Origin of the sequence: Robinsoniella sp. RHS (assembly GCF_001029355.1) — a bacterium.
In the GTDB taxonomy this organism is placed as follows: domain Bacteria; phylum Bacillota; class Clostridia; order Lachnospirales; family Lachnospiraceae; genus Robinsoniella; species Robinsoniella peoriensis.
Window position 1 is genome coordinate 111,198 of record NZ_JNGB01000001.1, and the last position, 15,146, is coordinate 126,343.

Genomic DNA, 15,146 nt, shown 5'->3' on the forward strand with positions numbered 1-15,146 from the left:
TTGAAGGAAAATTAGTTCTTACCTGGTAACTTTTTTACTTATTACCTTGCCAGTTTTCCCGGTTATATTTGTTTTTCCAGATTTACGGTAAGCTCTTATTTTGTAGTAATAAGTTTTACCTTTTTTTAGTCCGCTATCGGTAAATGTAAAGGACTTTCGCTTAGTATTAGTAACTTTGATGGTTTTAATTTTTTTGAATGTCCCATTTTTACCGGCAGCACGATATATTTTGTAGCCATCGGCACCATCTGTCTTCTTCCATTTGATGGATAAAGATTTCGCTTTTTTGTTGGAAACAGAAGCAATTTTAACTTCTCCTGGAACAACTTTGCAGCTTTTAATCGCAGAATAGCTTCCATATTTCTTCTTATTATTTATATATCCAAATGCTCGTATCTTATAGTAGTAGGTTTTTCCGGATTTACGCTTTTTGTCCGTATAGGAAGTCTGAGATCCTTTTTTTATGGAGGCAGCTACTTTATATTTTCCATTTTTCTTATCACTCCGGTAAATGATATAGCCCGAAGCATTTTTTGCCTTTTTCCAGGTGAGCTTCAGACTGTTATAGGAAGAAGCTGTTACTTTAAGAGCGGTGTTTCCAACGGTTACTTCAGGAGCAACGGGTTCTGACGGCTCATCCGGTTTGGGGGGCTGCGGTTTTGGCGGTTCTGGCCTGGACGGTTCCGGCTGCTTTTTCGTAGTATAGAATATATCTACATCTGACCGGGCAGTTCCCGTGTTATCATTAGTCACTTTGGCATACCATCCATATCCCGTTTCCGGCGAAAGCCCGCTATAGTTAAACTCTGCCTTGCCGTTAGAAACAGGTGCTCTTCCGATCAACTCATCCGTGTATACTGCCGCAGCAAAACGGCTGGTTTCCAAAGATTTGGCTGAGGTATCAAAATCAACATCCAGTTCATAGATATCCTGATTAATTGCAACGGTTCCAGCGCCATAAGACTCCAGCTTTGGTGAATCAAAGTAGTTAAAATCTTCTTTCGCAGGCGAATAGGAATTCATATAAATCTTATCATTCTGAAGATCGAAATACAGGAATTTAATATACTCTGAACCACCTTCCGGATCTGACTGATAATCAGTACAGATCTGATATACCAGACGCTGTGTGCCATCCGCATTCTGGAATTCGTCTACCTGTATAGATGCACCATGGTAATGACCATTTAAAACTGCGATTACATTTTCATTTTTAGCTACTACATTTTCCTGAATCACCTTTCCGGCATAATCTAAGATGCTGTCATCTGTAATTTTAACATTTGCATATCTGTGGAAACACAAAATTGCTTTTCTATCTTTGTATTGCTCCAATACCTGATTCATCCAGTCAATCTCTTCCTGATAAATATCCCAGCTCATATATAGAATAATGAGATCCTGTCCATTTTCCGTCAGCAGATCATAATGTCCTAGATTATTCTTGTAGCTCTCTCCATAGTAATCCTTATCTGAGAACCGGTCTTCACCAAAATTATTCCAGTAATTATTGTAATACTCATTTCCTGCTGCTACATCATGGTTTCCGGCCAATACCCCATACGGCATATTGTTATCGTCAAATATTTTCATTGCCTGATCCGCACGCTGCCATTGATCCTGCATATCCCATTCGTCTACAATATCTCCTGTATGGATGGTGTAGCGAATCTTCCAATCCAGTGCATTGTTTACAATCCATTGATTCTGAGCTGAAAAATGGTCATGCCAGGTTTCTGCATAATATTGGGTATCTGTAATCCATGCCATGGAAAAGTCGTATTGCTCCGGTCTTAGCGTACCCTCCCAGCCAGAAAGTGCTGCACTTTTTGCTTTTCCCGGAGATACTTGTGGAGTACCTGCACTTCTGCATTGAACCAAAAGATATGCCGTGTCCTGCACCACATGATTTTCTGCCTTGAATTCTGCCTTAATGCTTCCGGTATCATCTGCTTTTTTCAGCAGTTCCCATCGGTTTTCCTTTGTATTGTATACGTACATAGCGGTCGCATGTGTTTCGTCTGCATAACTTGCATTACCATCCCAGTTTGCGGCAATGCGGTCCGTACTTTTAACGGTCCCCGTCTTAACGGTAAAGATCTGATAAGGAAGATTGCCGGTAGGTGAGGTAACCTTCATTTCTTCATTTCCAGCAGCCAGTGTGATCTGGCTGCTCCCATCACTTTGTACCATGGTTACCGATCCATTTTCCAGGGTCAGGGCTCTTCCTTTATAAAATTCTGCTGTTCCGCTCTTCCCGTTTAATTGTGCAGCCTCCACTGTCAGTTTCGCCTGATCTGCTTTTGTTTCGCTGGTTTTTGCGGTAATTCCGGAAGGATTAACGGTATTTGTTGTGAATGTCACTTCATTTTCGGTTTTATTTCCGCAGATATCATATGCTGTTACCGTAAATGTGTGCTCTCCTGCCTCCATATCTTTTGAAGCAATTTTATATGGAAGTGAAATGGTTTTTCCGTCCAGACGTGCCCAGGTCATCTGTTCCTGAATTCCATTTGCATCTGTGATTTCAGGATCAAACAGAATATCCCCTGTTAATACGTCATGATTCTGTATCCCCGGACGGATAACCGGTGCCGTATTATCTACGGTAACATTTGCTGTAGCTTCTTTCTCTTCTGAAACAGCTTTTACTTCATACACACCATCTATCAATTTTGAAGTATCCCAGTTTGTACCAACTGCGGTGAGTTTATCAGCAGGTATTGTAAAATGCAGTTCCAATGATGGCGCCATGGTACCATTTTTTGTGTCTCCGATCTTATATGTCCTGTCTATTTCCGGATTCTCCAGATCCAATTGGAATGAATCCCCTGAATAGGTATAATCCTGCATAGCGCGGTCGGGCCCGATTACTTCTCCATTTGCCAGCACTAATTTTACATTGTTCACCGTAAAATCTTCATGGTTTTCGGATGGCTGATAGATATCTTCAAACGGTGTTCCGGAATCACCTGCCCAAATAGTGAATGTAACAACATAGTTTCCATTTTCATCTACTGCAAAGTATTTGTTATCTACCAAAAATGCGCGGTCTGCCAGATTTGTCCATTTTCCAAGATAGGATATGATCTCCCGGTTATTCTCCCCATATGGAGCTGTCACAACATTTTTGAAATAATTATCCTGACCCCCTGTTTCCAGCGAAAGAAAAGCACCATTTTCTAGTACTCCTGCTGTATCTTCTTCTTTATTATTAATTAATATCTTTGTATCTTTATTATTCTTGCCATTATTTGCAGTGATTGTCTTTACTCCATTTACAACGCTTGCGTCATTAACGTTCAGACGAATGCCCTCAAAATCATTTGCTCCATTGATTCCTACGGTGTAGGTTTTTGTCTTAGTACTGCGGTAAAGGTTGTATCCCTCAACATAAAATTCCAGTCTTTTATGTCCCAGGATTTCATTTGCCGGAATTCTGGCAAAAAAACGTCCATTTACCCGCTGCTTTGCTTCATAAACAGTGCGAAATGTCTCTTCATTATCAAAGCGGTACTTGATTGCCATGGAAGTCAATCCAATAGCATCGGTACAATCAAAAGCTGCAAATAATTCCTCTCCTTCACTAATGGATGCCGGCACCGGATTATCCGTACGTTCTTTCACAACCGGAGAAGCCCCTGTATCCGGATATTCCGGGTAACCCGGGAAATTTACCCGCTTATCTTCGGAAGGTACCTGCCATGTATGCGTATTTCCTGGTGATTGCTGCAGCTTATTTGATACCTTTATGCTTTCTTTATAATCGCCGCTTTTTGGATAAGTGTACTGAATGGCAGTATTCTCTCCGGGTTTACAATCAGCACCATTTTCATTGAAAGTAACACTTGCAATCACCTTATCAAAGGCACGTCCAATACTTAACTTTCGCCAGTCGCTGCCATGGAATCCAGCATAATCAATCCGAACAATATCCTTATTTTCAACCAGTTCTGTGCCAAAATTTGTGTTAAACTGTTCTACGGTAGTTCCATTATTGCTCAACCACAAAACAACGCTTTTTCCGGGCTCCATATAGATATCCGGCGCATTTATTGTCCAGGTCTTAGATACTTTGCCTGATTCTGCATCCGTCGGATACTGATAATAAAGGGTATAATAACCCAGATTTATCGTCTGGTTGGAATTGTTATATATTTCTGCATAGGTGTATTGTCCATATTCATGAACTGGCAGCACTTCCGTAAAAATAAGGGGCGGCTCCTTTGTGTAGTCAAGATCGCCATGATTTACAGCCATCGTAATATTCTCTGTTAATTTTCCATCAGACGATTCCACGTGCCAGGTCACCTCATCCGACCAGAGAAGATCTTTCGACAGATCAACCGAGAACGTTGCTTCTGCACTTTTGTTTTTGGATTTCATCTGCACTTTTTCAGCCGGTAATCCTGCCTGCTGATAAGAAAGATATATATTTACCGCACCCAAAGCTCCGCTCACATCAACTGAAAACGATATCCTGTCTTCAAGTTCTTCTGCCGCAGCATTGGTTAACAAGGTCTCTGCCGACAAATCCACCGGCTGGTCCGGCATCTGCCAGGATGCTGTCATTCCAGGTGTTGGTTCAGCTGTAGTCGACACCTTATATCCCATATTTCCATCTTTTCGATAGGTAAACTGATCAGATACTTTTTTGGCAGGTGCCGGATTATCGCTTCCGCTGACACTGCATTCTGCAATAATATCATCCGTTGATTTTCCAATACGTACCGTCCGGTCCTGACTGGCATGAAAACCGCCATGCTTAATATGAATAACCTGGACATTCTGAGATATCCCATAATATTCCCTCATTGCAGTTTCTTTAGACTCGCTATATACCGTTCCTCCCGGCCAGAAAATACAGCTTTCTCCCGGCTGTAAGATCACATCTTTATCTGATATATGGCCGCTTGGTACCTTGGAAGCCGTTGTGCTGTTATATCCATCCGTAAACCACTCCAGCCAGCTTCCGGTAGGATAAACGTAATAGAAAATATAATCTTTCAGATTGACTGCTTCATTTGCATTGTTATACACTTCAAACCAGGTATAGCCGGCACCCTTAGGGGACGCCTGCACAGCCTCTGTAATTAAAAGAGGCGACGCTTCATCGCTGTCAACCGAGCTAATGAGTACCGTATCTTCATCGCTGCTTTTTACCGACTGTTCACCAAAAAATGCCTGGGTAAACCATTCAAGGCTGTCTGTATATAGCTCATCCCGCTCCAGAACTGCCTGATAGCTATCCGGATTATCCTGGCCAACAACTTGTGTCATTTCAACAGAAGTATATTCCTGATCCGGCATCTGGCGGTAAAACAGCCAGAGACTATCCGGTTTAGTCTCACCATCCACTGCTGCAGTTACTATTATATTTTCTCCCTTAATGTCATTTCCAGAAATTTCATTACGAATTGTATCCAAAAGTGAAGTTTTCAGATCGGAGTTATTCTCTGGCTTTAAATTATTATCGCTGCCTGCACTCGTGTCTGACTCATCAGTTTTAGGCTCTGACGATTCTTTATCATCCGATTGCCTTTGCTCTGTCTCCGGAAAATTTGTTTCTGCCTGGTATGTTTCCAGCGTATTTCTGCCATCCTCAGAAAAGTTCTGATGTTCTTCTACGCTTCCTGTCTGTTCAGATTCAGATTCCGTATCTGTTATTTTACTTTGTGCTGCTTCGCTTTCATCGCTCTGACTCTGATAGACCTTGTCTTCTGCTATCGACGGAATCGGTTCCCCGGAAACAGCCATTGCATTTAGCGATGGAGTCATTACCATTGATACCGACATGGCAATTGTCACAATTAGTGCCGTAATGCGTTTCATTCTGTTTTTCATTTCTTACCTTCCCTTCAATTAATTAATAATTTACAGAAATCATCCTACTAAAATAGAAGTTTTTCCTCCACCTTTCTTTAGTAAAATAACTGTAAAGAACAAGTAATTAAATTCGGGAAATATAAAATATATTTTACAAATATCGGTCAATTTAACATTTCACCATACCTTTACTGATTAATAATTTCCGGGAAATCCACCCTGTAATTTAAAATTGTCGTAATTTGCAAAAAAATTAAAAAAAATCAAAAAAAGTACTTGCAAAATTTTCTAAAATGGTATATGATATGCAAGTACCAAGCGATGAGGTCCGTTGGTCAAGCGGTTAAGACGCCGCCCTCTCACGGCGGAAACAGGGGTTCGATTCCCCTACGGACTGCTCTTTTAATCGTGGAAAAGCCTTGTATTTACTGGGTTTTTCCGCTTTTTTTATGTCTTCGTTTTTTATGTCTTTATTTCTTTGATTACCCTTGATTGCCTAACATTATCATGTAAATATTTAAGCTTTTAGTTTAAGTGCATTTTTCATCTGTTCTTCCGTTTGATACTTCGTATATCTGTTGAAGCAATAATTTCTGAGTGTTTTCCTCTCGTCTTCGTGCCCAACCTGTTTTCTGATCTCTTTATGTTTATATTGCCTTCAATCAATGCAGATATATACGTCTTTCTTATTTTGTGCATACTCCTGTTTGTTTTATTCAGTTTCTTACAGCATGTTAATAATGCAGTTGAAAAAGAATGTGATTGAATTCTTTCTCCATTATCTCTTATGAATAAATATCCTTTTTTCCAGATTCCATTATCGATATTGGTTTTTATAATCTGCTTCACAAGTTTCCTTGCATCCTGTGGAACATATACTGTTCTATCTCCAGCACATGATTTCGTATAGTCAACTACCTTACGCTCTTTCACGTGGTAGCATAACCTCCTCCATCTGTAATTTTACGTCAATATTTAATAAGGATAGCCACTCACTGGTAAATATCTCATTAAGGCAATCAGGAATGAGCATATTGCCAGCACTAACCGTAATCAGATTATTATTGAAGTCTTTTAGCGCATATTGGAACAGTAAACGTCTATATGCAGTGTTATAGTGGATAAATGCCTCTTCAAACTTCTGACCAGCCATACTTTCTATATTCATACAATGTATAATAATACGGCAAACCAGATAATTAGGCATCTAATGTCCTTGCGAATGAAGTTACAATAAATCTACATGCACACCGTTCTTGGGATTATAATGGTGTCCATTGGCTGGACTCCCCTATATTCATCGGTTATGGAAATATTTCCACGTCCATACCTCCCCAAATCACAGAATTAAACACAGTATCCCTATCCAATTACTTTATATTGTTGAAATCTGCTGGTGCAAATTTTAGCACTAGCAAACCCTTAATAACAATCTCAGCCAGTGTATTGATAACTTACGATTAAGTGTAGCTGCCATTTAATAGTGGCATACTCCAATCCTTTATGGTATATTTAAATCAACAATTAAATAAGAATTGGGGAGGTAGTTAAAATGAAAAAGACTTTATCGGTGACATTATTATTAACCGCTATGCTAACTCTTAGCGGATGTAGCAATATTAGAGATGTTAAGATTATTGATGTTGATTCAGAAATCTCGAGTCGGAAATTAATTCTGCAATAGATACGGTAGAAGAATATTTCAAATTGAACTTTGATGGGTGTACTTTGACCATGCTAAAGTACGCTGGTGATGATGATAATAAATCAGCAGATGAATGGGCTAAACGATATAATGCTGAAAGAGCAATTGTTTTACTTTCTTCATTTGATGTGGATTCGTCTGGCGGCTATGGCTCCTTTAATCCAGACTCTACATACAAGGACTGGCAGTGGGTATTAGTTGAAAACGAAAGTGGAAAGTGGGAGCATGTAGACCACGGATATTGATTCTTGCTGATTACAAGTAAATTCCCTTTAGAAAGAAATTCTTTCATTTTCTAGAGGTATATGTAAGTCATTATTAAAATTAGGGAGGCGTATATGAACAGTTACCAACAAAGTTTTTCAATTATTTGGCGTTAACCCAAGAAGATGGTTTATCTGAAGCCTCATAGAAATATAGATTATTTAAGGAGTAAACGAATGAAACAATCTAAAGCAATTACTTTTATTGGAGGTTATCATGTTTTTAGCGCAATAGTTGTATTGTTATCGCTGTTGTTAAATGGATCACCGATGAATACTGTATTTGGAGTTCCACAAATTCCCGATTATATTGTAAAAATGCTCGTTGTCATAATATATATTCCTACTGGTTATTTGTTCATGAAACGAGTCACTATTTCTTACTGGATTCTTCTTATATTACAAATCATCTTCTTTTTCATAAGTGCTGGCTTGGCAAAGAGATTTTCCACTCAACCGTATATTGGAAATATGATATATTCATTATTTGTTATCGTTGTAACCATATTGAGAAGGAAAGAATTTTGTAACCGCATAGATGTGATCTGGAACGATCCGCCGTCTTCAGCGTAGTTGTAAATTGTCTGGGTGTCTCGTCCGCTTGGATCGTATCGATAGCCCGTGTCCAGGCTTATACCTCCGGTTACTGTATCTCCGCCTGACTGGATGCCGTCATGCTGCGGGGATTCTGCTAACTGCCCGGTTCTGGAATATCCTCCTTCGGGTGAGTTGTAGAAGCTGTCAACGTTTGTGTGCAGGTCTTTGAATGACTCATCTACTGTTTCGGCTACGGCTGCTTCCATTTTTTTCATTATTTGTGCTTTGAGTGCTGATATTGAATTTACTGTTTTCATAATTTTCTCCTTAATTGAAAAAGCCCATAACTGCGGTTAAGCGGTTACAGGCTTGGTTGTTGTGGTATTAATTTTAGATTTTGTTTTTAATTGCGGACAGTAAAGTTTATTTCTTTCAATGTATAAGATTCGTTATCGTCATTATAAAACGAATCCACTACATATGCCTCTAATGTCAAGCGTTTATCCACCCATTGAATAAGATTTAAGTTTTTAAATGTAAATTTACCTCTGCTATCTGATTTAACTGATGCAATTTTATTCCCACTAGGATCTCTTAACACTAATTTAGAATTCTTATTTGTAATGCCTGATATTATTTTAGTATTTTTATTAATCTTTTTATAGGATGATGGATTAACAAATGTTATGTTCTTTACTAGGTTTTGAAGCTGTGCAGTGCTTTTATACCACGAATCTTTTCTGTCCCATTTTTTTGGTAACTTTTTATTTAATTCTTTTGCACTAATTTTATTATATTTAAACTCAACTTCATCCAAATTAGGATATTTTTTTAAATCAGGTAATTTTTTTATTCTGTTTATTTGAACATCAAGAGACTTTAATCTGGTTAATTTATTGATATCCTTGAGACTGGATATTTTATTATTATAAACATGCAAATATTCTAATTTTAACAAATTCTTTATTGCTGAAATATCAACTAGTTGATTATCATTTGCCGCTAAACTGGTCAGATTAACTAATTTTTCAACTCCAGACAAGGATTTTAATTTATTAGATGTAACATTCAATTCTCTTAAATTCTTAAGTTTACTGAGGCCTTTTAAACTCTTAATTTTATCTTTTTTACCGTATTTACTGGCATCTAACCGTTTTATTTTAGCCGCATCATTTTCTGTAAATGTTTTATTTTTTCCTAGTTTTTTCAATATTGTCTGATATAACACTTTATCCGGTATTCCAGCATTGTTATTAGGGATCACTTTACTTTTTGCCATAGCATTCAGTGGTAATGCCACCACCATTAATATTAATACTACCGATGTCAATATAATGCGTTTTGTTTTCGTCATTCTTACTCCTCTCTTGTAAATAATGGAATAGACACATACTAATGTATCCCCTCCTATAGTAATATTGTTAGTGGACTGTAAATTTAACTTCTTTCAATATGTTCTTTTCCCCATAAAGTTGATCGACAACATATGACTGTAAAGCTAATGTCTTACCTGCCCACTTCTTCAGGTTTAGGTTTCTAAATGTAAATTTACCTTTGCTATCGGTTTTAACGGAAACAATTTTTTTACCTTTTGGATCTCTAAGGGATATTGTTGAGTTCTTATTCGTAATACCCGATATGTTTTTTGTATTTTTATTGATTGCCCTAAAGGATGTAGGTTTAACAAGAGTTATGGTTTTTACTAATTTCTGAAGATTAACGGTACTCTTATACCAAGTACTATTTCTTCTCCAATATCGTGGAAGTTTTTTATTAAGTTCTTCTTCACTTATTTTATTATACTTTAGTCCAATTTCTGATAGATTTGTATATCGATTCAAATCAGGTATTTTTTTTATTTTATTAACTTGAACATCTAATGATTCTAGTTGAGTTAATTTTTCAATACTTTTTAGACTTGAAATTTTATTATAATTCAACGAAACATATCTTAAATTGTATAAATTTTTTATTGGATCTATATTTTTAATTTGGTTATGATCAGCATATAAACTAGTTAAATTGAATAAATTTTCTATACCCGATAAGGATTTTATATTATTAGACGACACATCTAATTTAGTTAGATTTTTAAGTTTTCCTATTCCTTTTAATGTTTTTATTTTGTTTTTTATTTTATCCTTACTGGCGTCTAATTGCTTTATTTTTTCTGCATCTTTTTCTGTAAAACTTTTGTTTTTTCCAACTTCACGTAATATAGTTTGATACAAAACTTTATCAGGTATTCCAGATTCATCATTTGGAATAATTTTGCTTTTTGCTGCCATTGTGTTAAATGGCAAAAAGACGCTTAATAAAATGACAAAAATTGATGTCACTAATACTTGTTTTTTTCTATTCATATTCTATTCCTTTCTAATTTTTATGATGTTTTCACCATTATTTAGATGCATTTTTTATTTTTTGTATTGTTGCATTATCTATTCCTCTATCGTTTCCACCGACATCTATCCAACATTTATATAAATCTTGTCTAACAAATGTATTATTAAATTTATCGCTTATAGCATAACCTACATCTGGAAAATCACCCTCCACGTCTATAACTAAAGAAGCTACACTACTAGACACTGCATCTCCAGCCACTTTAAATCTGTTTTTGCATATAGACGGCTTATCCGCATCTGGATGATCAATATACTTGCCTACTTTACCATTATCTTTATACCAAATTCTATGAGCAAAAGAATCCGATACAAGATGTATTGCGGCTCCCCATAAAAAGTATTTGCGGTTTGTTTTTGTGTTACCATATTTAGCAAGTATTTTACTCCAAGGTTGATCACCAAATTTTGTAATAGTTATTTTTGACTTAATCTTATCAAACACTCGCTTATCCATCCCTTTTACTATTTTATAATTTGTAAATTTAGATGTATCTCCGCCTTTTAATGCGATCTTTGTTAATAATTCATAACAAGAAAGAAAATTGATTGGTACTATTTCTTTGTCTTTCACTTTTTCCCATTTAACACCACCATGATATTCAGGATATGCTCCATAACCATAAATATTAGATACTTCTTTTTGATCCGGATAAACTACACCTTCTTTTATAATTGACACTGCTTGTACACTCAGATCCCAGCCAGCATTTGAAATACCTGTATCAACAAGATCCTTATGTCCTTCTCCAGCCCATCTACCTTCTACATAAGTTTCGTCTTCATTAACTTCACTAAATATATCTGGATTTTCTGGATTCTCTGGTATCATCTCTTCCCTTACGATATTTGATTCATCAAAGTTTTGCACAAATACTTCATACATACTCATAGCATAATTTGCATCAATAAGTCCACACTGATCTGTATTTGATATATTTTTAGATGTAGTGTCAATTAATTGTCTAATAAATTCATGAGTCTTAGATAAATCTTTTTCCCATAGTAGAGAAGCCACTCCTACCACATGAGGGACAGCAATACTTGTACCATGTGTTACTACAGATCCGCCAAAAAATGAAGCAGTTTGGATTTTTTCACCCGGAGCAGCAATATCTAGTTCTTTTCCGGTGTTGCTAAATGAACTAATCTCGGCTTCGGCATTAGTAGATGCTACTGCCATTACTTCTTTGAATGCTGCTGGATATTCCACCTTGTCTGCGTTATTTCCAGATGCTCCAACCATTAATATACCTGCATCATACGCATCTTCTACTGCCTTTTTCATAGCATTTGAATATGTGGATGTTCCGAAACTCATATTAATAATATTCACGTCATTGTCGATACACCAATAAATACCTTTTATAATTCTACTCAAAGGTGCTTTATTTTCACCATCTAACACTTTTACCGAATATAAATCTACGTTTGGATTAACTCCTTTGATTCCGCCTTCCCCATTTGCACAGATGATACTGGCGATTCCCGTTCCATGACCCGTTAGATCCTGGTACATTGGAACTACATAATCTTCTTCATCAACGAAATTAATACTATCAGACAGATCAATTCCATCATTATAATCTACACCTGAATCCAATAAAGCTACTTTCACTTTATCAATACTTCTTGCATTTATATTTACTTCATCTGCATTGATTGCCTGTAAGTTCCAGTCCGCCTCTACCTCAGTATCCCTTGCATTGTTTCTAGCTTCCCGTAATTTAAGCTTGTATTCCATTCTTTTTGCTTTTTCTGAATCTTCTGTTTCAGGTTCTTCGGTTTCTTCCAACGTAAGATTATCAGTATTTTCAATCGTTTCTGTGCTCACTGATGACTTTTCCGTAATTTCTGTCTCTTCCGTTACTTCTGTTTCCGCTGTTGTTGTTTGGCTTTCTTCTTCACTTTCAGTAAAAAACGTTTCTGCTTCTGTACCTTCTGTGATAATCTCTTCTTCCAATGAATTTGCAGAAATTATGATATCCTCTTCCACAATCAAACCATCATTTTGCTGCATCTCTTCTGCTTCTTCTGGTGATAATTCCATTACTGCAATGTTATTATCTGCTAATTCCGGATCTTCTTCTGAAATACTAAATGCTGCTCTGTTAGTAACATCGTTAAATTCTTTTGAACTGTCTGCCATAACGATATAGGTTTTTGTTTCTGCATCCGTTTCATTTTCTGCATTTGCGATCATCATATTATTGCTGCCAACCAACTGACACATCATTGCAAATACTAAACAGCTACTTACAACTTTTTTGCCTGAAATCTTCATCTTTCTCTTCATAGATATTCTCCCTTTTCTCTTTGGTAGTTTCATTGAACATATTACTTACTAATATGAATCTGGAATTGCCAAATAGTAATATCTTACTCTTCTCCCTTCTTCCTATATTTTCACAAAAAATTCACAATATTATATTTAAATATATATCATATTTTCATCAATTTTTCACCCCCTATTGACTAACTGGTAGCTATTCTCGTCTAGTTGGTAATATTCTCCATTTCTCATACCTATTGAATTAACTATTAAACAGGCAAGGTCATTTGATTACATCGTTTCCACTATTGTTTTTACCAGATGGTACTAAATGGCAATCATCTGAATGCTTAATGCCTATTGCCACACCTAATAAACTTACTGATCTTAATGAATTAAAAGATCAATTCAAAATTGAAGTACATAAATTAAATTATTCTGTATTTTGTGAAAATTTTCCATATCAAGGAGACGGTTTTTGGATCTGTACGTGCGGATATTTTAATCTAAATAAAAGTAATCGCTGTCTCCATTGTAATCTTGACAAAATAAAACTATTTGAAATAAGTAATTCTGACTTTTTATCAAAAGAAAAGATCATTTTGGAGCAGGATAAATATCCCTCTAAAACTATATCCGAGACAACCAATGCAGCAGAAACATCAAATGAAGAAAGTTTACAAAAAGACACTCCCATTAATAACAAATATAAGATAATAATTATAGGTATTTCTATTGCTATTTTCTTCATTGTTGTAACTATGTGGAATACTATGAAAAACAGCGAAAAAGATTCGTCGCCTAAAACAAACATCGGTCAAAGTGATTCTTCCAGTGAGATGAATAATAATGCTATGAATAACGGCTTCTATGACTATCTTAATACTCATATATGTTTTATCATTATTATGTTGCGTAACTTTTATCATTAGTACCTTTTGATTGCCTAGTTGATTGCCTAAAAAAAAGATGTGCAAAAAAATCCCCTTTCTATCAGTGTTTTTCAGTGTGTCGTGGGGTTCGATTCCCCTACGGACTGTTAATTGAATTGTGGAAAAGCCTTGTATTTACTGGGGTTTTCCACTTTTTTTACGTCTTTATTTTTTGATTGCCCTTGATTGCCTAACATTTATCTTGTGTCTTTACCAAACTATGAATTTGGTCATATTCTTGATGTTCTACACGGTTATGAGAAACTACCATTTTATTAGTAGCTTCTTCTACTTCTATATGATATATTTAAATCAATTAAAGTTAAAGTTGTGGAGAAGATGAATAATGAAAAAAATAAATTCGTTTGCCATATCATTGATGTTATGTATTGCAATCACTGGTTGTGGTAAAAGAGCCGATTTTGATATCAGCGTTGTAGTACCTGCTGGAAATTCAGAATTTGTTTATTCTGATGAAGAAATTTCTCCCCTTAATAATCAAATTACCATTTCATCTGGTGAGGGATTAGTTGATACGGAAATCGTTTTAAAAACGATAGAGGGTAAAGATAAAAACGCTTATGGACCAATATATCTTACACCTGGAAAACAATAGATATACATGTAAAAAAAGGTTCTTGGTTTAAGGTTGGGGTTTCCGTGCAAAATACAACAGATGAAGATATAACGGTTCATGTTAAATTTAAAGATATTGAAGTTCGAATAGAATAGAATATTAACTTAACAGTAAAGCTATTAATCCAAAATTAGTTTGTGGAGGTCATAACATGTTTATTAATTTTAATGAAATTGCAGAGCGAAAAATAACTGGAATGAATGGTGGTAATGGTGAAATGTCAGCTAAGATGTTTATGAGCGACAATGGAAAAATTATTCCATGCCGTATTCATGCTAGAGGTTCTATTGGTGTGCATAGTCATCAAACAAGTGATGATATTAACTATATATTGTCAGGTACCGGAAAAGCTATCTGTGATGGCAAAGAGGAAATTCTTATGGCGGGAGTATGCCATATTTGCCAAAAAGGTTCTGAGCATAGCATTACCAATACTGGTGACGAAGATTTAGTTATGTTGACAATTGTTGTAGAACGATAACATCTCTGGTTTAATATAACTATACTACTTTCTCCGATATAAACCTGGGATATCTTCAATTGCCAAATTGCATATCTTTCTTTAGACA

10 protein-coding genes and 1 tRNA gene are annotated in these 15,146 nt (G+C 36.1%); 5 read left to right on the plus strand and 6 right to left on the minus strand.

The window, feature by feature from the left end; all coding sequences use genetic code 11:
* Positions 1-18 precede the first annotated feature (18 nt).
* Positions 19-5,844: a metallophosphoesterase gene (locus RHS_RS00475; protein ID WP_047832065.1), complete on the minus strand. Its 5,826-nt coding sequence runs from the start codon at positions 5,842-5,844 to the stop codon at positions 19-21.
* Positions 5,845-6,151: 307 nt separating this feature from the next.
* Here RHS_RS00475 and RHS_RS00480 point away from each other — a divergent pair.
* A tRNA-Glu gene (locus tag RHS_RS00480) sits at positions 6,152-6,223 on the plus strand.
* 146 nt (positions 6,224-6,369) lie between these two features.
* Here RHS_RS00480 and RHS_RS00485 read toward each other — a convergent pair.
* Positions 6,370-6,759 (minus strand): tyrosine-type recombinase/integrase, encoded by a 390-nt coding sequence (locus RHS_RS00485; RefSeq protein WP_047832066.1) that lies wholly within the window; start codon positions 6,757-6,759, stop codon positions 6,370-6,372.
* Positions 6,760-7,560: 801 nt separating this feature from the next.
* On the opposite strand from RHS_RS00485, the gene RHS_RS29800 reads away from it, so the two are divergent.
* Entirely contained in the window at positions 7,561-7,776 is a 216-nt protein-coding gene (locus RHS_RS29800; protein WP_395020884.1) for a hypothetical protein, read from the plus strand.
* A 470-nt stretch (positions 7,777-8,246) separates the two neighbouring features.
* On the opposite strand, the gene RHS_RS00500 is transcribed toward RHS_RS29800, so the two are convergent.
* The 4 genes from RHS_RS00500 to RHS_RS29805 form a co-directional block, all read right to left on the minus strand.
* Positions 8,247-8,648 (minus strand): hypothetical protein, encoded by a 402-nt coding sequence (locus tag RHS_RS00500; RefSeq protein ID WP_047832068.1) that lies wholly within the window; start codon positions 8,646-8,648, stop codon positions 8,247-8,249.
* Positions 8,649-8,734: 86 nt separating this feature from the next.
* Positions 8,735-9,685: a hypothetical protein gene (locus RHS_RS00505; RefSeq protein ID WP_047832069.1), complete on the minus strand. Its 951-nt coding sequence runs from the start codon at positions 9,683-9,685 to the stop codon at positions 8,735-8,737.
* A gap of 67 nt (positions 9,686-9,752) precedes the next feature.
* Positions 9,753-10,694, minus strand: coding sequence for a leucine-rich repeat domain-containing protein (locus RHS_RS00510; protein ID WP_047832070.1), 942 nt, complete (start codon positions 10,692-10,694; stop codon positions 9,753-9,755).
* A gap of 37 nt (positions 10,695-10,731) precedes the next feature.
* A complete protein-coding gene (locus RHS_RS29805; protein ID WP_395020888.1) occupies positions 10,732-13,032 on the minus strand; it encodes a S8 family peptidase in 2,301 nt (766 codons plus the stop codon).
* A 263-nt stretch (positions 13,033-13,295) separates the two neighbouring features.
* Here RHS_RS29805 and RHS_RS00520 point away from each other — a divergent pair, with 263 nt between their 5' ends.
* The 3 genes from RHS_RS00520 to RHS_RS00530 all read left to right on the plus strand — a co-directional run bounded on the left by RHS_RS00520 (position 13,296) and on the right by RHS_RS00530 (position 15,058).
* The gene (locus RHS_RS00520; RefSeq protein WP_047832071.1) at positions 13,296-13,940 is read left to right on the plus strand and encodes a hypothetical protein; all 645 of its coding nucleotides are present in this window, start codon (positions 13,296-13,298) and stop codon (positions 13,938-13,940) included.
* A 346-nt stretch (positions 13,941-14,286) separates the two neighbouring features.
* Positions 14,287-14,556 carry a hypothetical protein gene (locus RHS_RS00525; RefSeq protein WP_395020890.1) on the plus strand — a complete coding sequence of 90 codons (270 nt, stop codon included), beginning with the start codon at positions 14,287-14,289 and terminating at the stop codon, positions 14,554-14,556.
* A gap of 172 nt (positions 14,557-14,728) precedes the next feature.
* Complete coding sequence (locus RHS_RS00530) at positions 14,729-15,058, plus strand: cupin domain-containing protein (protein ID WP_027294300.1); 330 nt, start codon at positions 14,729-14,731, stop codon at positions 15,056-15,058.
* Positions 15,059-15,146 lie beyond the last annotated feature (88 nt).